This window comes from Arthrobacter sp. SLBN-100 (assembly GCF_006715305.1).
GTDB lineage: Bacteria > Actinomycetota > Actinomycetes > Actinomycetales > Micrococcaceae > Arthrobacter.
The window spans coordinates 4,482,332-4,500,749 of the sequence record NZ_VFMY01000001.1 but is presented as its reverse complement, the minus strand read 5'-3'; the positions used below and the strand labels follow the sequence as shown (position 1 = coordinate 4,500,749).

General features: G+C 66.5%; 17 protein-coding genes and 2 riboswitches. Of the genes, 8 read left to right on the top strand and 9 right to left on the bottom strand.

What is annotated here, in order from left to right; all coding sequences use genetic code 11:
* Window positions 1-15: 15 nt before the first annotated feature.
* Window positions 16-1,476, bottom strand: coding sequence for a YibE/F family protein (locus FBY31_RS20650; RefSeq protein WP_235013151.1), 1,461 nt, complete (start codon window positions 1,474-1,476; stop codon window positions 16-18).
* An 84-nt stretch (window positions 1,477-1,560) separates the two neighbouring features.
* Between FBY31_RS20650 and FBY31_RS20645 the strand changes: the two genes are divergently transcribed.
* Both FBY31_RS20645 and FBY31_RS20640 read left to right on the top strand, forming a co-directional pair.
* Window positions 1,561-2,319, top strand: a complete 759-nt coding sequence (locus tag FBY31_RS20645) for an alpha/beta hydrolase (protein WP_142044708.1) — start codon at window positions 1,561-1,563, stop codon at window positions 2,317-2,319.
* On the top strand, window positions 2,316-3,116 hold the full coding sequence (locus FBY31_RS20640) for a DUF1295 domain-containing protein (RefSeq protein WP_142044706.1): 801 nt from the start codon (window positions 2,316-2,318) through the stop codon (window positions 3,114-3,116). Before FBY31_RS20645 ends, FBY31_RS20640 begins: the two co-directional genes overlap by 4 nt.
* A gap of 115 nt (window positions 3,117-3,231) precedes the next feature.
* On the opposite strand, the gene FBY31_RS20635 is transcribed toward FBY31_RS20640, so the two are convergent.
* The 3 genes from FBY31_RS20635 to FBY31_RS20625 form a co-directional block, all read right to left on the bottom strand.
* The gene (locus FBY31_RS20635; RefSeq protein WP_142044704.1) at window positions 3,232-4,263 is read right to left on the bottom strand and encodes a GNAT family N-acetyltransferase; all 1,032 of its coding nucleotides are present in this window, start codon (window positions 4,261-4,263) and stop codon (window positions 3,232-3,234) included.
* A 2-nt stretch (window positions 4,264-4,265) separates the two neighbouring features.
* Window positions 4,266-5,651 (bottom strand): glycine--tRNA ligase, encoded by a 1,386-nt coding sequence (locus tag FBY31_RS20630; RefSeq protein WP_142044702.1) that lies wholly within the window; start codon window positions 5,649-5,651, stop codon window positions 4,266-4,268.
* Window positions 5,652-5,797: 146 nt separating this feature from the next.
* Entirely contained in the window at window positions 5,798-6,802 is a 1,005-nt protein-coding gene (locus tag FBY31_RS20625; RefSeq protein ID WP_142044700.1) for a DMT family transporter, read from the bottom strand.
* A 32-nt stretch (window positions 6,803-6,834) separates the two neighbouring features.
* Between FBY31_RS20625 and FBY31_RS20620 the strand changes: the two genes are divergently transcribed.
* Window positions 6,835-7,062, top strand: a complete 228-nt coding sequence (locus tag FBY31_RS20620; RefSeq protein WP_142044698.1) for an RNA-binding S4 domain-containing protein — start codon at window positions 6,835-6,837, stop codon at window positions 7,060-7,062.
* Window positions 7,063-7,169: 107 nt separating this feature from the next.
* Here FBY31_RS20620 and FBY31_RS20615 read toward each other — a convergent pair whose 3' ends face one another.
* Window positions 7,170-7,820 (bottom strand): alpha/beta hydrolase, encoded by a 651-nt coding sequence (locus FBY31_RS20615; RefSeq protein WP_142044696.1) that lies wholly within the window; start codon window positions 7,818-7,820, stop codon window positions 7,170-7,172.
* A 149-nt stretch (window positions 7,821-7,969) separates the two neighbouring features.
* Here FBY31_RS20615 and FBY31_RS20610 point away from each other — a divergent pair, with 149 nt between their 5' ends.
* Genes FBY31_RS20610 through FBY31_RS20600 form a run of 3 tightly spaced genes read left to right on the top strand, consistent with a single transcriptional unit; the run spans window position 7,970 to window position 10,579 of the window.
* Complete coding sequence (locus FBY31_RS20610; RefSeq protein WP_442858221.1) at window positions 7,970-8,767, top strand: SGNH/GDSL hydrolase family protein; 798 nt, start codon at window positions 7,970-7,972, stop codon at window positions 8,765-8,767.
* A gap of 4 nt (window positions 8,768-8,771) precedes the next feature.
* Window positions 8,772-9,983, top strand: coding sequence for a winged helix DNA-binding domain-containing protein (locus FBY31_RS20605; RefSeq protein ID WP_142044692.1), 1,212 nt, complete (start codon window positions 8,772-8,774; stop codon window positions 9,981-9,983).
* A gap of 32 nt (window positions 9,984-10,015) precedes the next feature.
* Window positions 10,016-10,579: a hypothetical protein gene (locus FBY31_RS20600; protein WP_142044690.1), complete on the top strand. Its 564-nt coding sequence runs from the start codon at window positions 10,016-10,018 to the stop codon at window positions 10,577-10,579.
* A gap of 39 nt (window positions 10,580-10,618) precedes the next feature.
* On the opposite strand, the gene metX is transcribed toward FBY31_RS20600, so the two are convergent.
* Both metX and FBY31_RS20590 read right to left on the bottom strand, forming a co-directional pair.
* Window positions 10,619-11,734, bottom strand: a complete 1,116-nt coding sequence (metX, locus tag FBY31_RS20595) for a homoserine O-acetyltransferase MetX (protein WP_142044688.1) — start codon at window positions 11,732-11,734, stop codon at window positions 10,619-10,621.
* Between the two features lie 12 nt (window positions 11,735-11,746).
* Window positions 11,747-11,862, bottom strand: a riboswitch (SAM riboswitch).
* Window positions 11,863-11,971: 109 nt separating this feature from the next.
* Window positions 11,972-13,297, bottom strand: coding sequence for a bifunctional o-acetylhomoserine/o-acetylserine sulfhydrylase (locus FBY31_RS20590; RefSeq protein WP_142044686.1), 1,326 nt, complete (start codon window positions 13,295-13,297; stop codon window positions 11,972-11,974).
* 46 nt (window positions 13,298-13,343) lie between these two features.
* Window positions 13,344-13,459, bottom strand: a riboswitch (SAM riboswitch).
* Between the two features lie 160 nt (window positions 13,460-13,619).
* On the opposite strand from FBY31_RS20590, the gene FBY31_RS20585 reads away from it, so the two are divergent.
* Complete coding sequence (locus FBY31_RS20585; protein WP_142044684.1) at window positions 13,620-14,258, top strand: VOC family protein; 639 nt, start codon at window positions 13,620-13,622, stop codon at window positions 14,256-14,258.
* A gap of 563 nt (window positions 14,259-14,821) precedes the next feature.
* Window positions 14,822-16,657, top strand: coding sequence for an HNH endonuclease signature motif containing protein (locus tag FBY31_RS20580; RefSeq protein ID WP_142044682.1), 1,836 nt, complete (start codon window positions 14,822-14,824; stop codon window positions 16,655-16,657).
* Window positions 16,658-16,748: 91 nt separating this feature from the next.
* Here the strand turns inward: FBY31_RS20580 and FBY31_RS20575 are convergent, their stop codons facing one another.
* Window positions 16,749-17,528, bottom strand: a complete 780-nt coding sequence (locus FBY31_RS20575; protein ID WP_142044680.1) for a CPBP family intramembrane glutamic endopeptidase — start codon at window positions 17,526-17,528, stop codon at window positions 16,749-16,751.
* Window positions 17,529-17,599: 71 nt separating this feature from the next.
* A complete protein-coding gene (locus FBY31_RS20570) occupies window positions 17,600-18,388 on the bottom strand; it encodes a DeoR/GlpR family DNA-binding transcription regulator (protein WP_142044678.1) in 789 nt (262 codons plus the stop codon).
* Window positions 18,389-18,418 lie beyond the last annotated feature (30 nt).

Genomic DNA, 18,418 nt, shown 5'->3' with positions numbered 1-18,418 from the left:
GGGGCTACGGGGCTGTCAGCTCCTGTCCGCGGCCCTGCGGCCCCGCCGGGTCTGGAGGGCTGCGGCTGCGAGCGCACCCGTGTCCGTCACATCGTCCGGATCGACCACGGCCTGGGCTGTTGCCCCGGTGGCAACGCGTCCTTTCGAAGGTGCCCCCTCGGCGTCGTCCGTTTCCTGGATGCCGGACCCCGGACCCTCTGCCGTCCCTGAACCCGTGGCCTTAACCACCAGCACGGCAATCAAGGTGGTGACCGGGATCGCCAGGACCAGGCCGACGGAACCGACCAGGGTGCGGATGACTTCTTCCGAGAGTTCCGCGCTGGTGAGGGTGTCCGCGAGCGGACGGTCGTAGAGCATCACGATGATGAGGATCGGCAGGGCGGCGCCGGCGTAGGCGAACGCAATGGTGTAGACGGTGGAGGCGATGTGGTCGCGGCCGATCCGCATGGCTGAGGTGAAGAGCTTCCGTGCACTGCTCTGCGGCGCGAGTTCATACAGCTCCCACACCGCGGAGGACTGCGTGATGGTCACGTCGTTGAGGACACCCAGCCCGGAGATGATGAGCCCGCACAGGATCACGCCGGAAATGGAGATGTTGGCCGAGGTGTTCATGAGGGTGGTGGCATCGTGGCTGCCCACCCCCGCGAGGTTGGCCGCGTCGGTGGCCCAGGCTGCCAGGAGGGCTGTGATTGCCAGGCCGAAGATGGTGCCCAGGAGGGCGGTGGAGGTCCTGGCCGAGAAGCCGTGGGCGAAGTACAGGACCCCGATCATGATCACCGTGGATCCCACCAGGGCCAGCAGCAGCGGCGGCTTCCCCTCCACCAGGCCCGGAAGCATAAAGCTGGCCAGCACGAAGTAGGCGCCAACGAGTCCGATCAGCGCACGGAAGCCTCGCCAGCGGGCGACGGCGATCACCACCGCCGCGTACAGCAACGCGAGCAGGACGATCGGCAGGGTCCGGACAAAATCCACAAAGATGTAGGCGGGCGAACCCTGTGAGGCCGAAGCCCCCTGCGCGTTGGACAGGTTCAGGTAACGGATCTGGTCGCCGGGTTTAACCCCGTGGGACTTGGCAACGTCCGGATTGATGACCACCTTCACCGGGTTTCCGCCCTTGTCCGGTTCGGTGAAGGCAAATGTGCAGTCGGACCCCTGGCCCTGCTGTGTTTGGCCCTGCTGTGTTTGGCCCTGTCCACCGGAGTTCTGCTGGCTGGCGCCCTGCATGCAGTTTTCCGTAACCACACTCTGGATGGTGCCCGTATCGAAGGTGACCCCGGGGGCCGCCGAGTACGGGTTGGCCAAGGAAATGCCTTCCTTGCTTCCCGAGGGCCAGAGCATCGCCATGCCGGCCAGCGTCAGCAGGGTGAGCGGGATCAGCACTGCGGCCAGGATGCGGTTTGCCCTCCGGCGGGCGGCAATCGCCTGCGGTGTCGGCTCCGAATGATCTGTAGACGCGTGGGAGTGACCGGACCCCATCAGCAGTAGAACCTCATAGGTTGAACTCTACGTCCGGCACCGTAGGGTTGATAAATGGATCGGCAGAACTGGGAGGAACCGGGCATGGCCAATCGCAGTACTGAGGAAAATGGCAGTCTGGACGCGGGCGGAGCAGCCGTGGAGGGGCGCCACCGGCCAGTACTCAGCGTGCTGCCGTCGTCGGGGCCCACCCTGGGCATTGCCCTGGTGCTGCACGGCGGGAAGTCCCGGAGCCGTGAGCCGGTGGAGGCCCGGCACCTGAGCCCGGCGCGGATGGTGCCTTTTGCCAGGCATCTCCACCATGCAGGCCGGCAGCACGGGCTCGCAGTGTGGTCCCTCCGAAACAGCGTACGGGGCTGGAACGGGGAGGACATGACGCCACTGCAGGACGCCCGCTGGGCCCTCCAGCAGATCAGCAGCAAGCACCCGGACGTCCCGGTCTTCCTGGTGGGCCATTCGATGGGCGGCCTGACCGCCGTCTGCGCCGCGGACCACCCGCAGGTGCAAGCGGTAGTGGCCCTGGCGCCGTGGCTCAGCCCGGGGACGCCGGAGTCAGGTGTGACGGGCAGCAAGGTGCTGATTGTCCACGGCACCTTGGACCGGTGGACCAGCCCGTCGGCGTCGCTCGCGTTTGCCCGGCGCGCGGCCGCCGGTGCCGCCTCGGTGCAATACGTGGCATTAAAGGGCGCCGGACACTTTATGCTCCGCAAGATCCGGCTGTGGCACACGCTCTCCACCGGCTTTGTCCTGAAGGCCTTCAATGAATCGGCGGGAGTGGTCGTGGCCCTGCCGCGGGGGTTTGACCAGCTGCTGCCGGAATCGTCCGTCCAGGTGACCCTGTGACCCGTTTCCCCTGGGCGGACTTTGCCGCCGCCCTGCCCTGGACCGCATTCACCGTCGTCGTGGTCCTGGCCGCCACCTTCGCCGTGGCCGTCCGGCAGGGGCGGCACTCGGTGATGGACGTGGCCTGGGGGCCGGGATTCGTGGCGGTTGCCGTAGTGTCCTGGTTCCTGTCCGCCGGGGAAGGCGATGGGACCCGGCGCCTGCTGCTCCTCCTGCTGACCGCGGTATGGGGCGTGCGGCTGGGCGCACATATTGGGTTGCGCGCCAGGGGCAGCCACGAGGATCCGCGGTACCAGGCCATGCTCGGCGACGCCCCCGGTAACCGGAATGCGTACGCACTCAAACGGGTCTACCTGCCGCAGGGTGTGGTGATGTTCTTCGTCTCACTGACCGTCCAGATGGGGATGTTCGCCACGCGTGGCCTTGGATGGCTGGCGCTGCTGGGCGTCCTGCTCTGGCTCATCGGGTTCTTATTCGAGACCGTGGGCGACTGGCAGCTGCAGCAGTTCAAACAGGACCCGGGCCGGCGTGGAACGGTCCTTGATACCGGCCTCTGGCGCTATACCCGCCACCCCAACTACTTCGGTGACGCCGCCGTCTGGACCGGATTATTCCTTATCGCCGCTGATTCGTGGCCCGGAATCCTGACGGTGCTCTCGCCGGCTTTGATGGTATGGACCCTTGTGGCCAAGACGGGCAAGCCCCTGGCCGAGAAGGCGATGTCCGGGCGCCCCGGATACCGCGACTATGCCCAGGCCACGAGCGGTTTCATCCCCTGGCCGCCCAAGCGAACCTGACCCAGTCCATCCACCCACCCAGCACGAACAAAAGGAACCGTATGGCGTGGCGCCCCCGGCCCAGTCCCGTTTCTACCGGTTGGTTGTCCGCCTTGGCCTTTCGCGCGGCGGCAGCTTAGTCCGAGACCACCAGGGTCTCGGGGCCGGCAAGGCGGGCCTTGCCGGTCTCCAGCAGTGGCTCGACGGCGGCGCGGAGGGCCGTCATCGAGTCGTCCAGTTCCAGCATGACCGGGTGCTGGTACGCAATGAGCGCCAGCATGTCGCGGACAGCCTCGGCGGCATCGTCCGCGTCAAGCGCCGGTTCGTGGCCGACGAAGACGTCAGTAGGCGCTTCGGCGCGGTCCGGCTCCGGGCCCTGGGCGGGATCCGGGGTGGCGGGCGCGGCGTAGCTGACGGCAAAGGCGCGGATCCGGCCCTTTTTGCTCGGCGCCACCCCGGCTCCGAAGGCCGACTCGGGTTGTGCGCGCAGCACGATGGCGCCGTGCGCTCCGGTGAGGTCGTCCAGGAACAGCTTCTGCACCTGGCCAACGGACAGCACGCCCGGAGAGTCCCAATCGTGGATGGCGGTGTAGTAGCGGCCCACCACGTCCGTCAGCTCCACCGAGCCGGTGGCCAGGTCCATCACCACGTCCGAACCGGCATTTTCATCGTTGGCCGGTCCGCCGCCGTCGTCCTTGGCCGGGAAGACGGGAAGCCGCAGGGCGCCCGGTTCAACCACCACCAGGCGGGAACGCTGGATGGGCGACAATCCGAAGTGTTCGGCGAAGGCGGCCCCCGGCGTGCCCGGCTCCACCTTTGCACGGAGCCTGGAAACGCCCGACGGCGACTGTTCAGTTTCGCGGCGCAGCATCGTCAGGAGCGTGGCACCGATGCCGGAGCGCCGGTGGTCCCGCGCCACTTCAATATAGGTCCAGAGCCGCTCCGGGTGCAGGGACGCCTCGTACACTACGCCGGCTGCAACGGGAATGCCTACGCCGTCGATGACGTCCTCGGCCACGATGCAGCGGCGCCACGGGGTGCCGCCCCCGTCGGAGGACACCGCCAGGGCGCCACGGAACTGCCCGGCCTGGTGGGTCTCGGGGCCGCCCCAGATTTCCAGGAGGGCGAGGTCGTCACCCTCGCGCCATTCGCGATATTCGATGGCCATGGCTAGGCGCCGACCAGGCGTGCGGCCAGGTAGCCCTCCACCTTGTCCAGGGAAACGCGTTCCTGGCTCATGGTGTCCCGCTCACGGATGGTCACGGCCTGGTCCTCGAGGGTGTCGAAGTCCACAGTGATGCAGAACGGGGTGCCGATTTCGTCCTGGCGGCGGTAGCGGCGGCCGATGGCGCCGGCGTCGTCGAAGTCGATGTTCCAGTTCTTCCGCAGCTGCGCGCCGAGGTCCTTGGCCTTCGGCGACAGGTCCTCGTTGCGGCTCAGCGGCAGGACGGCGGCCTTGACCGGGGCCAGGCGCGGGTCCAGCTTCAGGACAGTGCGGACGTCGACGCCGCCCTTGGCGTTGGGGGCCTGGTCTTCGGTGTACGCGTCCACCAGGAACGCCATAAAGGAACGGGTAAGGCCGGCGGCGGGCTCGATCACATACGGGGTGTAGCGCTCATTGGTGGCCTGGTTGAAGTAGCTCAGGTCCGTGCCGGAGGCCTTCGCATGGGTGGAGAGGTCAAAGTCTGTGCGGTTGGCGATGCCTTCCAGCTCGCCCCACTCGGAGCCCTGGAAGCCGAAGCGGTACTCGATGTCCGTGGTGCCCTTGGAGTAGTGGCTCAGCTTTTCCTGCGGGTGCTCGAAGAAGCGCAGGTTCTCCTCGCGGATGCCCAGGTTCGTGTACCAGGCCATGCGCTCCTTCATCCAGTACTGGTGCCATTCCTCATCGGTGCCGGGCTCGACGAAGAACTCCATTTCCATCTGCTCGAACTCCCGGGTGCGGAAGATGAAGTTGCCCGGGGTGATCTCGTTGCGGAAGGACTTGCCGATCTGGCCGATGCCGAACGGCGGCTTCTTGCGGGAGGTGGTGAGGACGTTGTTGAAGTTCACGAAGATGCCCTGGGCCGTTTCGGGGCGCAGGTAGTGCATGCCTTCCTCGCTGGCCACGGGCCCCAGGAAGGTCTTGAGCAGGCCGGAGAATTCCTGCGGCTCGGTCCATTCACCGCGGGTGCCGCAGTTGGCGCAGGCAATATCCTTCAGGCCGTTCTCGGCAGGGCGGCCCTTCTTTTCCTCATACTCTTCCTCAAGGTGGTCCGCCCGGTAGCGCTTGTGACAGGAGAGGCACTCCACCAGGGGGTCGGAGAAGACCTCAACGTGGCCGGAGGCTTCCCATACCTGGCGGGGCAGGATCACGGAGGAATCCAGGCCCACCACGTCCTCGCGGCCGCGGACCATGGACTGCCACCACTGGCGCTTGATGTTTTCCTTCAGCTCGGCGCCGAGGGGCCCGTAGTCCCAGGCAGAACGCGAACCTCCGTAGATCTCACCGGCCTGGAACACAAAGCCCCTCCGCTTGGAGAGGGAAATGACCTGGTCGAGAACGGATTTTGCTGCCATGGGGGTAACTCCAATTTCTACAGGGCCGCTGGGTGCGGTCCGCGGTTTTCAGGCCCCGGTTTTGCGTCAACGGTGTGCACCGCTGGCTGCCGGGAGGGGCGGATGAAGGAAAGATGCGAAAGCTGCGTGTCCTAGCCTACCGGTGCCTACCTTCGGAACGCTCCCCGCGGCCAGGGAAGGGTCGCCAGGACGATGGCGGCCAGTGTCAGGACGGTGCCAAGCACGGTGGCTGGCGCCACCACTGTTCCCGGCGCGGGCAGGATCACATCCAGTGCCAGCGAGCCCAGCAGTTGGCCGGCAATCATGCCCAGCCCGGTGACCAGCACACCCAGGGTGCGGACCAGCAGCGCGCCCAGGCCGATGAACACACACCCCATGGGGCCGCCCGCGTAGTACCACCACTCCCCCGGCAGCGGGTTGCCCGCCCCGGCCACGGCCAGCTTGATGCCGTAGGCGCTCCAGAGCACGAGGCAGCCGGCAACAAAATTGACCAGGGTGGCAGCGATGGGAGTGCCGTAGTGGACAGTGGCCGTTCCGTTCATGGCCTGCTGGAAGCTCATCAGGAAGCCTGCCAGCACGGGCAGCAGGAGCGGAAGCAGCAGAGCGGTGGCACCGCCGTCGGAAGGTGTACCGGGCCCGGCTCCAGTGCCGGCCGCTGCCGCGCTGAACCGCGGAGATACAGCCCAGGCGACGGCGGCGATGGTCAACACGCAGCCGATAATCCGGATCCCCGTGACTGATTTCTTGCCGGCCGGCCCGATTCCCAGCCGGTCAACCAGCAGTCCGCTGACGGTCTGGCCGGTGACGGTGGCCACGGTGAAGAGGGCCACGCCCAGGATGCCCACGGTGAAGGACTGGGCGAACACGAACAGTGCGCCGATGCCGCCGGCGAGGACGTAGACCCGGGGAAAGGCCCTGCTCCGGACAGCGGGGAGGATGCTGGCCAGCCCGGCGCGGCCGCGCGGCAGGACCAGCGAGATGAGGATCATCACCAGCAGGCCTGTGCTGAAACTCACCACGGAAGCGGCGATGCCGTCGTCCAGCCGCACGCCCAGCGCACCGTTGATCCGGCCTTGGACCGGAATGGCAAGGCCCGAGCCCACCGCCAGCGGCAGGCCTGCAAGCAGGGGCAGGCGGTGGGTGGAGGTCATTGAATCCACATTACGTCAGGCATTATTGCTTCATGAGCAACGTTGAAGAGGTCCCCATCCGCGACAGCATGATCCGCCTTGGCCAGCTCCTCAAGCTCGCCAACCTCGTGGAGGACGGTGTGGAGGCGGCGGACCTGATCAAGAACGGGCTCGTCAAGGTTAACGGGGAGATTGACGACCGCCGCGGCCGCCAGCTGCACAATGGGGACACCGTCACCGTGAACGGCCATACGGTGAAAGTGGTGGCGCCGGAGGCCTGACCGGCTGCCGCACCCCCCCGCCGTTGACCGGAGGGCTGACAGCGCACTGCCGGGCTGACAACGCACGGAAGGGCTGACAGCGCACGTCGCCGCCCGCCGTCGTACTCCTACTTCTTCAGCACCTCGTGCGTGAGGAACTCGGACACGTGCCCGATCTCCTGCTGGTTGATGCCGTGCCACATGCCCGTATACAGCACCTTGGTGAGCTTGACGTGCTTGCGCACCCAGCCCATGGTGTATTCGATCTTGTCCGGGGTGATCACGGGGTCCTGCTGGTCGCGGCCCCAGAACAGGGGGACGGTGCCGTCCAGTTCAGAGTCGCTGAAGCTGGGATCGTCCTTGGCGTCCACCACAAAACCTGACAGTCCGACGACGGCTGCGAAGTCGGTGGGCCGCTGCCGCAGGAGCGTGGTGGCCATGGCCATGCCCATCGAGAAGCCGAGCAGGGTGACCGACGGGTGCCCCACCCGGATTGCGTCGATCCAGTCGAGTACATAGGACGAAGCCGCCTTCACCCGATCCAGGGAGTAATCGATGGAGGCCGTAAGCGGGAACCACGTGAAGCCGGGGCCCATGGCGATCGGAGCCCGGACCGAAGCAACCGCGAAGTCATCCGGCAGCAGGTCGGCCAGGGTGTGCAGGTCCTGTTCGTTGGCGCCGTAGCCATGCAGGAGTACCAGCAGCGGCTTGCCGTCGCGCTGGTCCTCAGGATGGGACCAGAGAACAACAGGGGCAGGAAATACTTCGGCTTCAGTCATGGTTTCCATTCTTACAGTTACCCAAAGGTAACAACCTACGTTCGCGTAGCCCGCGAAACGGAAGGCAGGATAGGACCGTGACTGACGCGAGTACCTTTCAGACGTCCGCTGCCCTTGCCGGATCCCACCCCTGGACCCGGTATGTGGCAATGGGTGATTCCTTTACCGAGGGCATCGGCGATCCCGAGCCCTCAAGCCCCGGCGGCTACCGCGGCTGGGCCGACAGGGTGGCGGAGGAACTGAGCCGCACCAAGCCCGGTTTCGCCTATGCGAACCTTGCAGTGCGTGGCCGGTTGCTGCAACAAGTCGTGGACCAGCAACTCGCCCCGTGCCTGGCGCTGAAGCCGGACCTGGTGACCCTCTCCGCGGGAGGCAACGACCTGCTGCGCCCGGGCGGCGACCCCGACGCGCTGGCCGAGAAACTCGATTCCGTGGTCCAGCTCCTGGCACTGGGCGGCGCCACCGTGGTCCTCTTCAACGGCCCGGACACGGGTTCCTCGGTGCTGGGCAGGATCCGCAGCAAAGTGGCCATCTACAACGAGAACCTGCGGACGGTGGCTGCGCGGCACGACGCGGTCATTGCCGATATGTGGTCCCTGCGCCAGCTCAGCGACCCGCAAATGTGGGACCTGGACCGGCTTCATTTCTCGTCGCTGGGCCACCACACCATCGCGGCCATGGTCCTGGATGCACTGAACGTGGAGCACACGCTGAAGCCGCTGGAGCCCAAGCCGTTGCCGCTGCAGACCTGGCGCGAGGCACGCTCCGGTGATCTCGTGTGGGCACGTGAGTACTTTGTGCCCTGGGTGCTGCGCCGGCTGCGGCGCCAATCCTCCGGTGACGGGATCAGCGCAAAGCGTCCGACGGCGGGACCTGTCTTCGGCCCGGGTGTTCCGTTGGGTTCCGGCGAGGGTCCGCTCGGGACCACCGAGGCTGCCCGGCGCTAGCGGCATGGAAGCCGCTGAGGTGGTGCGGCGGCGGCTGCGGTCCCAGCTGCTCCGCGGGCCCGGCGCCGCCTCACCGGAGGCCGCCCTGCGGACGCTGCTGGCCGTGCAGGCGCAGGAGTTCGCCTATGCCAGGTGGAGTTTGGCCCAGCGCGTGTCAGCCACTGTTGCACCAGCTGTTGCCGCGGCGGACATCGGGCAGGCTGTGGCAGACGGCCGGATCCTGCGGACCCACATCCTCCGGCCCACCTGGCATTTTGTCCACCGGGACGATCTCCGCTGGCTTCTGGCGCTCTCCGCGCCGCGGCTCGAGCAAGCCAACGCCGCCACATACCGCCGCACAGGCATCGACGCAGCCGTCGCCGCCCGAAGCGCCGAGATCCTGGCCCGCGCCGTCGCGGGCGGGAACCACCTTCCCAGGGAAGGCCTCGCCGCAAGCCTTCACGACGCCGGGTTCCCGGCCACGGGCCTGCAGCTTGCCTACCTGATCATGCACGCCGAAATCAGTGGCGTCCTGGTGAGCGGCACGCCCGTGCGCAGCGCCAGTGGAGCGTTGAAGCAGACGCACGCGCTTTTTGACGAGCGGGTCCCCGCCGGACCGGAACCTGCGCCCCGCCGGTCTGAAGCGCTGGCCGAACTGACCCGCCGCTATTTCACCAGCCGCGGCCCGGCGGCGGTCAAGGACTGCGCCGACTGGTCCGGGCTGACCATGACCGACGTCCGGAAGGGCCTGCAGCTCACTTTCGAGGCACATCCCGAAGCCCTGGCCGAAGCGGTGATCGACGGCGTCGTACTCTATTTCGCCTCTGGAAGTCCCGAGACCGGAAGTCCCGACGCCGCCGGGGCAGGTGCCGGCGTTGGCGGTGCTGGCGTTGAGGGTGCCGGCGTTGGCGGTGCTTCGGAATCCCGGCCGCGGATAGACCTGATCCAGTGCTACGACGAGTACGTGATGGGCTATTCCGCCACGCGGCATTACCTGGGAGGCGGCGCGCCGGCTTTCCCGTTCCGGGGCGAGCCCATGCATGTGGTGCTGCTGGACGGGCGGATGGCCGGTTCGTGGCGGCACACGCTGGTTCCCGGCCGGTGTGAACTGGACATCCGTCTGACTCCCTCAGCTGAAACTCCCGGTTCTCCTTTGGCTGCGGCGGTTCAGGCGGCTGTGGACCGTTACGGCGCCTTTGTGGGGCTCCCCGCCGTCCGCGTGCAACCGGGGGCTTAAACTGGAAGGACACCAATGAGAGGCACGGCACCGTGAGCAACTTGTTTTTCTGGATCATCGTTTTGTCGTTCCTGATCCCGATGGCCATGCGGATGTACCGGAAGTCCGTGGCCCGCAGGAACCATGAGCAGAGCTTTTCGGGGCGCTACCCGGACCAGTTTCCGGGCGGCGGGATGTACCCCGGCTCCAACGGCCCGCAAAGCAAACAGCCCCGGGACGGTTTCACCCAGCAGGACTACTTCGGCGGCGGATTCCGGCAGCTTGACCGGCCCCAGCCCCTCCCGGGAGAGCCGCTGCCGCCCGTTCAGCCGGTCCCGCCCGTCCCGCCGATGGGCCAGCAGTTCCCGCCCTATGGGCAGCCGACGTTTGGACAACCGGGGTACGGACAGCCAGGGTACGGACAACCGGGGCAGCCGCAGCCAGGACAGCGCGAAGAAGCCCCGCAACAGCCCGCTGCCCCGGCAACTCCCCCGCCGCCGTCGGCCCCGCAGGGCTACCGCGCGCGCAAGCTTGCGGAACTGGATGCGCAGTACAGCAACGGTGAGCTCGCCATGGAGGAGTACATGACCCGCCGCAACGAGATCATGAACGGCTAGGAAGCCGCCTCATTAGGAAATATCCAGGCCGCGAAGCAGTCAGACCAGGAAACTTCTCCGAAGCTGGTGGCCCAGCTGGCCTATTTCGGTGAGGAATCCGTCGTGGCCGATGGGCGCCTCGATGAGGTGGACGTCCACGTCTCCGGGGAGGGCCCGGGCCAGTTCCCAGGACTGGGACGGGAAGTAGAGCCGGTCCGAATCCACGGCGGCCACGAAGAAGCGCGCCTCGGTACGGGACAGGGCCTGTTCGAGGACTCCGCGTCCACGGCAGATGTCGTGGCTCATCAGCGCCTCGGTGATGGCGATGTAGCTGTTGGCGTCGAACCGCTGGACCAGCTTCGTGCCCTGATGGTCCAGGTAGCTCTCCACCTGGTAGCGGCCGCGCGCCGCGAGCTGCCCGCCTTGGAGGGGCGATTCGGGGGCCTGCGGTGCCCGGCCGAAGCGTCCGTCCAGCTCCAGCGGCGAACGGTACGTGATATGGGCAATGCGCCGGGCCAGGGCAAGGCCATCCTCCGGGGACGGCCCGCCGTAGTAGTCACCGCCGTTGAAGTTGGCGTCCTGGCGGATGGCGAGCGTCTGTGCCTGCGCGAAGGCGATCTGCTCGGCGGTGCTCGCAGCCCCCACGGAAATCACGGCGCAGCGCTGCACCCGTTCCGGATACGTCACCGCCCATTCCAACGCCCGTGCGCCGCCCATGGACCCGCCCAGGACCGCAAACCAACTGCTGATGCCCAACTGGTCCGCCAGGCGGGCCTCCGCCTCGGTAGTGTCCCGGAGCGTCACCAAGGGGAAACGGGAGCCCCAGGGCTTGCCGTCGGGTGCGGGCGACGACGGCCCGGTGGAGCCGTAACAGCCGCCCACAATGTTGATTGATACGACGAAGAACCGGTTGGTGTCCACCGGTGCACCCGGTCCGGCGAGCTGTTCCCACCAACCGGGCTCATCACTGTCGCCCCTGGTCACGTGGGTACTGCCGGTGAGCGCGTGCTCGATCAGGACTGCGTTGCTGCCGTCCTCGTTGAGCGTGCCCCACGTCTCGTAGGCCAGGGTGACATCCGGCAGGAATCCGCCGGCCTCCAGCTTCAGCCCACCGATGGAGGCATAGCGGACAATCCCATGCTCGGGAACGGTGGTACGGGTGACGGTAACCGTCATGGCAAGACCTCTTCTACGCGCTTGCCCGCCGTCGTCTGACCGGCAGGCCAGGTCTTCACCCGGGGCACCCCACCGCGGTAGGAGGGTTGCCGGCCAGCAAGCCGGGGCTGTCACTGGCACTCATGACCTGCATCGAGTGTACGAAACAGCCCCCGCCTGCCGCCAAGAGTGTGACCGGTTGTGACATCGCGGCTTGCCACCGCGCTTGGGTGCCTTCGGTTCGTGCCTGGGTTTCGATCAGGCGCCGCTGGCCTCCTTGGCCGCCCTGAAACCGGCTTCGAGGTCAGCCAGGATGTCATCGATGTGCTCGATGCCCACGGAAAGGCGCACAAGCCCGGGGGTCACGCCGGCAACTTGCTGCTGGTCCGGCGAGAGCTGGCTGTGCGTGGTCGACGCCGGATGGATCACCAGGGAGCGGACGTCGCCGATGTTTGCCACGTGGGAGTGCAGCTCCAGGGCGTCAACGAAGCGCTTGCCCGCATCGGCCCCGCCGGCCAGGTTGAACGAGACAATGGCCCCCGTACCCTTCGGGCCGTACTTGCGGCCCCGCTCGTACCAGGGGCTCGAGGGCAGCCCGGCGTAGGCGACGGATTCGACGTCGCCACGGGCTTCCAGCCACTGGGCAACTTCCACGGCGTTGGCCACGTGCCGTTCCACCCTCAGGCTTAGCGTCTCCAGTCCCTGGGCGATCAGGAAGGCGTTGAAGGGCGACACGGCCGAACCGAGGTCGCGCAGCAACTGGACCCGGGCCTTGAGGATGTAGGACAGGTTGGCGCCCAGGGCGCCGTCGGCGCCGAGGTCACGGGCGTACACCAGCCCGTTGTAGGTGGGGTCCGGGGTGTTGAAACCGGGGAACTTCTGCGGGTCCTTGCCGAAATCGAACTTTCCGGAGTCCACTATCACGCCGGCGATGGCGGCACCGTGGCCGCCCAGGTACTTGGTGGCCGAGTGCAGCACAATGTCCGCTCCCCACTCCAGCGGCCGGATCAGGTACGGGGTGGACAGGGTGTTGTCCACGATCAGGGGCACCCCTGCGTCATGGGCAACCTGGGACACGCCTTCGATGTCCAGGACGTCCTGCCGCGGGTTGGAAACTACCTCGCCGAAGAAGAGTTTGGTGTTGGGCTGGACAGCGTCACGCCACTGGTCCAGGTTGTCCGGGTCCGCCACAAAGGTGACCGAGATACCGAACTTCTTCAGCGTGTGCGCGAAGAGGTTGTAGGTGCCGCCGTATAGGCTCGGGCTGGCGACGATGTGGTCCCCCGCCTCGGCAATGTTCAGGACGGCGAAAGTTTCGGCGGCCTGCCCGGAGCTGAGCAGCAGCGCGCCCAGGCCGCCTTCAAGGCTCGCGATCCGCTGCTCAACCGCCTCCTGCGTGGGGTTGCCGATCCTCGTGTAGATGGGCGCCAGCTCGGCCAGGGCGAAGCGGTTGGCAGCGCTTTCCGCGCTGGGGAACACAAAGGACGTGGACTGGTAGATGGGGAGGGCACGGGCGCCGGTGGCGCTGTCCGGCACTTGCCCGGCGTGGATCTGGCGGGTTTCGAAGGACCATCCGTTGGACAATTCAAGGCTCCTTTGACAGGGGCCCCCGGCATGCTCGAAGCACCGCGGGCCGCGCTTGCCATCCGGCCCTTGCCGGACAGCCAGGTCCTCACCCGGGGCACCCCACCGCGGTTGGAGGGTTGCCGGCCAGCGAGCCGGGGCTTGATGCTGGCACTCATGACCTGAGCTCAGTGTAGGAACACAAACACGGCGCCGGACAGGATTGTGACGAACATGGTCCTGAAGATTTCGGCAGACCCTGGTTTGTGGGGGTTCACCAGCCAAAATCCCAGTAAGGCTACCCTTAGCTGAGAGCCTGATCACAAAGTGCCAAGATGATGGCATGCGCATGGATCACGTCTCTTACGCCTGTGAACACGATGGCCTGGCGGCCACTACCGAACGAATTTCCTCTGCCCTCGGCGTTGAGGCAGTGAAGGGTGGGGTACACCCCCGGTTCGGCACCCGGAACATGATTATCCCGCTCGCCGGCCACAAGTACCTCGAAGTCGTGGAGGTCCTGGACCACCCCGCTTCAGACAAGGCCCCCTTCGGACAGGCTGTCCGTGCCCGCTCTGCTGCGGGCGGCGGCTGGATGGGCTGGTGCGTCGAAGTGGACGACCTGGTCCCCTTTGAAGAGCGGCTGGGACGTTCCGCAGTGAACGGCAACCGGAAATTTCCGGACGGCCGCGAACTCGTCTGGAAGCAGATCGGCATCCTCGGTTTGATCGCCGACCCCCAGGTTCCCTACATGCTTAAGTGGGAGGGCGATCCGTCCCTGCACCCGTCCAATGCCTACGACAGCAACGTCAAGATGAGCTGCCTGACCATTGCCGGATCGGCGGCGCGCGTCACCGAGTGGCTGGGCGAGCCGGTAGAGAAGCCGCTCGAAGACGTGGCCGTTGACTGGGTGGCACCGCACGGGACGCCCGGAATCCTGTCCGTCACCTTCGAAACCGCCACCGGAGCAGTCACAATCTGACTTTCCTTCCGATGCCCGGGCCGCCGCGCCCGGGCATCGCTGTGGTGCGCCCGGGTTACCGCTTGGGCACCCTGTCCCCCCAAACTTCGGCCGCCATCAGCCGGTGACAACGGCGTCACCAGCTGATGGCGGCCGAATCCATTTCCTGCCGAACCCGGCCCCCTTAGCTCAAACAAGCTTCTGCTGGAGCCCCTGCTCGCGGAGCCCGCCAAAGTGTCATACCCTCCGGCGATGATTTTGGTATGGAAACGAATCCGGCGGTGTTGCAGGTGGAGGAAGCCACTTGTGCTGCCGCTGCGCTCTCGGAGGCGCCCGGTTTTGTCAGACCCCCACACGATGATGGAGGTATGGAAACCAATCCGTTGGTGGTGCAGGCTGAGGAAGCCTCTTGTGCCTCGATCGCTGCCCGTTCGGAGGCGGCCGGTTTTGTCAGACCTCCACACGATGATGGAGCTATGGTGGCGAATCCGGTGGTGGTGCAGGCGGAGGAAGCGGTTGATGCTTCGGTCGCTGCCCGTTCGGAGGCGCCCGGTTTTGTCAGACCTCCACACGATGATGGAGGTATGGAATTGAACCCGGCAGTGGTGCAGGCGGAGGAAGCGGTTGAGGCTGCTGTCGCTGCGTTCATGGCTGCACTGGGCGGCGAAAGTTCTGCCGCTTCCGAGGGCGCTGTCCCTGGCGGGCCCGACGATGATCCGTTGCAGCGCTTGGTTGATGCGGCGTTGGATGTTTTAGCCGAGGTGGCGAGGTCGGAGGCGAAAATCGCGGCGGTGAAGGCGCTGGCGGTGGCGGTCCTGGCCGGGGCCACGAAGGCGTTGAACGGCCCTGCGTCGTCTCCGCAGGAAGCGACGGCGCAGGACCGGTCCCTGGTGGCCGAGGTCGGGTGCGCGCTGGCGATTGGTGACCGGGCCGCGGGGGCGTTGCTGGCTGAATCCCATGCTTTGACCACGTCCTTGCCCCGGTCGTTGGCGGCGTTGCAGTCCGGGACGATGTCCTGGGCCCATGCCCGGACCATGGTGGACCAGACCTCCTGCCTGGACCGCGCCGCGGCGGGCGCGCTGGAGGCGCACTTCCTGGACCCGGACGCGCCGGGCGCGGCCCGTGGGTGCCCGGCCGGGGAGATGCCGGCATACCGATTCAAGGCCAGGGCCCGGGGCTGGCGGGAACGCCACCACCCCGAAAGCCTGGAGAAACGGCACGCCAAGAGTGTGGCGGACCGGCGGGTCGAGTACTGGCCGGACAACGACGGGATGGCCTGGGTCGCCGCGATGCTGCCCGCGGACCAGGCTTCGGCGATCCGCAACAGGCTCACAGCTATCGCACGGGGGATGCAGGGCCCGAACGAGCCCCGCACCATGCCGGAGTTGTGCGCTGACATCTTCTCCGACGGACTCCTCAACACCGGGGCCGGGATCAGGGCTGGAAACAGTCCCCGGGGTACCGGTACCGGTACCCCCGGCGGCGATACTGGCGGCGAAAACAGTATCGGCAACCGCGAGGGCAACAGTTCCGAAAACGGCGAGGGCAGCAGTTCCGAAAACGGCGAGGGCAACAGTTCCGAAAGCGGCGAGGCACACAGTTCCGGCGGCGGGGAGGGAACAGCAGCCGACGGATCGTCGTCGTCGGGGATTCGTGCGCAGGTGCTGGTCACCGTGCCCGTGTTCTCGCTGATGGGCCTGACCGATGAACCGGCGGTGCTGGACGGGTACGGACCCATCCCGCCCTCCATGGCACGCAAGCTCGTCTCTGAAGGCGCCGGCTCGTTCTACCGGGTCCTGGTGGACCCGCGCGACGGGGCGCCGCTGGAAATCGGACGCGCCAGCTACCGGGTGGGCAAGGCGATGAGGAACTGGCTCAGGTTGCGGGACGGCAAATGCCCGTTCCCCGGCTGCAACAACCCTTCTTTGGACAACGAAGCCGACCACATCCTCGCCTGGCACAAAGGCGGCACCACCGGGGTATCGAACCTGGGACAGCCCTGCCCGAAGCACCACAGGATGCGGCACACCGGCGGCTGGAAACCCACCCCGGCCACCAAAACCGCACCACCGGGCTGGACCTCACCCAACGGCCGGCACTACAAAAGCGAACACCAGGACTGGGAACCACCCCACTGGCCAGAACAAGCCGTGCCGGAAAGCATCCGCGCCTTTGATGACCTCCTGGAACTATGGGAGCCACCCGACGACCCGTCACAACTGTGGCCCCCACCCGACGACGTTCCTGATGGCTGGGCTCCGCCGGACGACTCGTCTCTTCAGGATCTATTTCCCCACGACGACGTTCCCGAAGACACCTTTGCTGGCTGTTTCCTGCCCGGATACCGCCCGCCCAAGGACCCACTTCCAGAAGAGCTCTGGCGGGAGATACCGTTCGACGCAAACGCCGGCGTTACGTGAAGCATCTTAGGGAGCGTCCTGTACGGAATACGGCATTTTGGTGCGGATCGACTGTCCCAACCGGGGTCTGGGCGTCTTAGCCCTGCTCGCCTTAGCCCAGCCCCACTGCCTTGCCAAAGAGGCTGAAGCCAACGAACGCCACGATGTCCAGCAGGGCGTGGGCAATCACCAGGGGCATCACCCGCCTCGTCCGGGTGTACAGCCAGGCGAAGACGACTCCCATCGCCATGTTGCCAATGAACGGCCCAAAGCCCTGGTAGAGGTGGTAACTGCCACGCAGCAGCGAGCTCACCGCGATGGACAGCGGCACGCTCCAGCCGAACTTTCCGAACCGGTCCAGCAGGTAGCCCACCACAATGACTTCCTCCACCACGGCATGGCGCATCGCGGACAGGATCAGCACGGGCACCGTCCACCAGTAGGCGTCCAGCGCGCTGGGAATGATGGCGGTGGTGATTCCCAGCGCCCTGCCCGCCGCATAGAGACCCAGGGACGGGATACCGATCAGCGCAGCCAGCCCCAGCCCCTGGAGCAGGTCCCGGCCCGGGCGCGCGAAGTTGAACCCGAGTTTTCGGAAAGCGGAACCCGAATAGCCGCCGTCGCCCACCGCTGACTGCCGCTGGTCGGTGAGGAAGTAGATCACCAGCAGCACCGGCACCAACGCGAAGAGGATGTCCAGCAACTGGTAGGTCAGGTCAAAATACTCGCGGGTGCTCTGCGAGCGGTTAAGCGTGGACGTGCCTTCCGCCAGCGGAGCCCTGGTTATCTTGTCCAGGAGTTGCACCACGGAGTAGACGGCAGACTGCCCCAGGGACAGGCCTAAGACAATCCAGACTTCAATCCGCAGACGACGGCGCGATGGAACCAGCATGTACCCATCTTGCCTTCCGTTTCTGGATCCGGGCTGATTGGCCAAGCGGACTCCCGGTCCGGCTTCAGCCTTCAGCTGCCGGCGACGATCACTTCCGTGCCGTTGGCCTCGAACGCGGCCTTGTCCTGCGCCGAGATGCCTGAATCAGTGATCAGCCGGGTGAAGTTGTAACCGTCCATGGTGGCAAAGGCGCGCACCCCTACCTTGGAGGAGTCCGCCAGCACATACGAGACACGCGCCCTGCTGGCCAGCAGGGCGTTGACCGAGGCTTCGCCCTCCCCCGTGTTGGTCGGCCCCACCTCGGGATCAATGCCGTTGACTCCGATAAAAGCAATGTCCAGCACCACCTTCTGCATAATGATGTCCGTGTAAGGGCCTACCAGTTCGTAGGACCGCGGATTCAGGATGCCGCCGGTGACCATGACCTTGATGTTGGGCCGCACAGCCAACTGCCCGGCAATGTTGATGGCGTTGGTGACCACCGTAAGGGTGGGCTGGTTGGACGGCGCGTTCAGGTCTTCGCGGGTGGCCAGGATCTGTGCCAGCACGGTGCTGGTGGTGCCGCCGCAGAGTCCGATGACGGCGCCGGGGGCAATGAGGCCGGAAGCGGCCTGCGCGATCTGTTGCTTGGCCTCGGCGTGATCGTCCCTGTTGTACCGGCCGGGCAGATCATAGGCCAGTGCCCCTGTAGTCGCTCCGCCCCGGGTCCTGGTGAGCAGCCGGCGTTTGGCCAGGCTGTCCAGGTCCCGCCGTGCCGTGGCCGGCGAGACATGGAGGGTGCTGACGATCTCTTCGACCTCCACCTGGCCGGTTCTGGCGAGGAGGTCAAGGATGGCCGTCAATCGGTCGGTGCGGGTCATTCCAAGGCCTCCAAATACTCCCGCCACCAG

Bases quoted from the DNA above. Each gene is read 5' to 3' on its own strand.
- FBY31_RS20650 (WP_235013151.1), bottom strand. From the start codon at position 1,476: ATGGGGTCCGGTCACTCCCACGCGTCTACAGATCATTCGGAGCCGACA.
- FBY31_RS20645 (WP_142044708.1), top strand. From the start codon at position 1,561: ATGGCCAATCGCAGTACTGAGGAAAATGGCAGTCTGGACGCGGGCGGA.
- FBY31_RS20635 (WP_142044704.1), bottom strand. From the start codon at position 4,263: ATGGCCATCGAATATCGCGAATGGCGCGAGGGTGACGACCTCGCCCTC.
- FBY31_RS20630 (WP_142044702.1), bottom strand. From the start codon at position 5,651: ATGGCAGCAAAATCCGTTCTCGACCAGGTCATTTCCCTCTCCAAGCGG.
- FBY31_RS20625 (WP_142044700.1), bottom strand. From the start codon at position 6,802: ATGACCTCCACCCACCGCCTGCCCCTGCTTGCAGGCCTGCCGCTGGCG.
- FBY31_RS20620 (WP_142044698.1), top strand. From the start codon at position 6,835: ATGAGCAACGTTGAAGAGGTCCCCATCCGCGACAGCATGATCCGCCTT.
- FBY31_RS20615 (WP_142044696.1), bottom strand. From the start codon at position 7,820: ATGACTGAAGCCGAAGTATTTCCTGCCCCTGTTGTTCTCTGGTCCCAT.
- FBY31_RS20610 (WP_442858221.1), top strand. From the start codon at position 7,970: ATGGGTGATTCCTTTACCGAGGGCATCGGCGATCCCGAGCCCTCAAGC.
- FBY31_RS20605 (WP_142044692.1), top strand. From the start codon at position 8,772: ATGGAAGCCGCTGAGGTGGTGCGGCGGCGGCTGCGGTCCCAGCTGCTC.
- metX (WP_142044688.1), bottom strand. From the start codon at position 11,734: ATGACGGTTACCGTCACCCGTACCACCGTTCCCGAGCATGGGATTGTC.
- FBY31_RS20585 (WP_142044684.1), top strand. From the start codon at position 13,620: ATGCGCATGGATCACGTCTCTTACGCCTGTGAACACGATGGCCTGGCG.
- FBY31_RS20580 (WP_142044682.1), top strand. From the start codon at position 14,822: ATGGAATTGAACCCGGCAGTGGTGCAGGCGGAGGAAGCGGTTGAGGCT.
- FBY31_RS20575 (WP_142044680.1), bottom strand. From the start codon at position 17,528: ATGCTGGTTCCATCGCGCCGTCGTCTGCGGATTGAAGTCTGGATTGTC.
- FBY31_RS20570 (WP_142044678.1), bottom strand. From the start codon at position 18,388: ATGACCCGCACCGACCGATTGACGGCCATCCTTGACCTCCTCGCCAGA.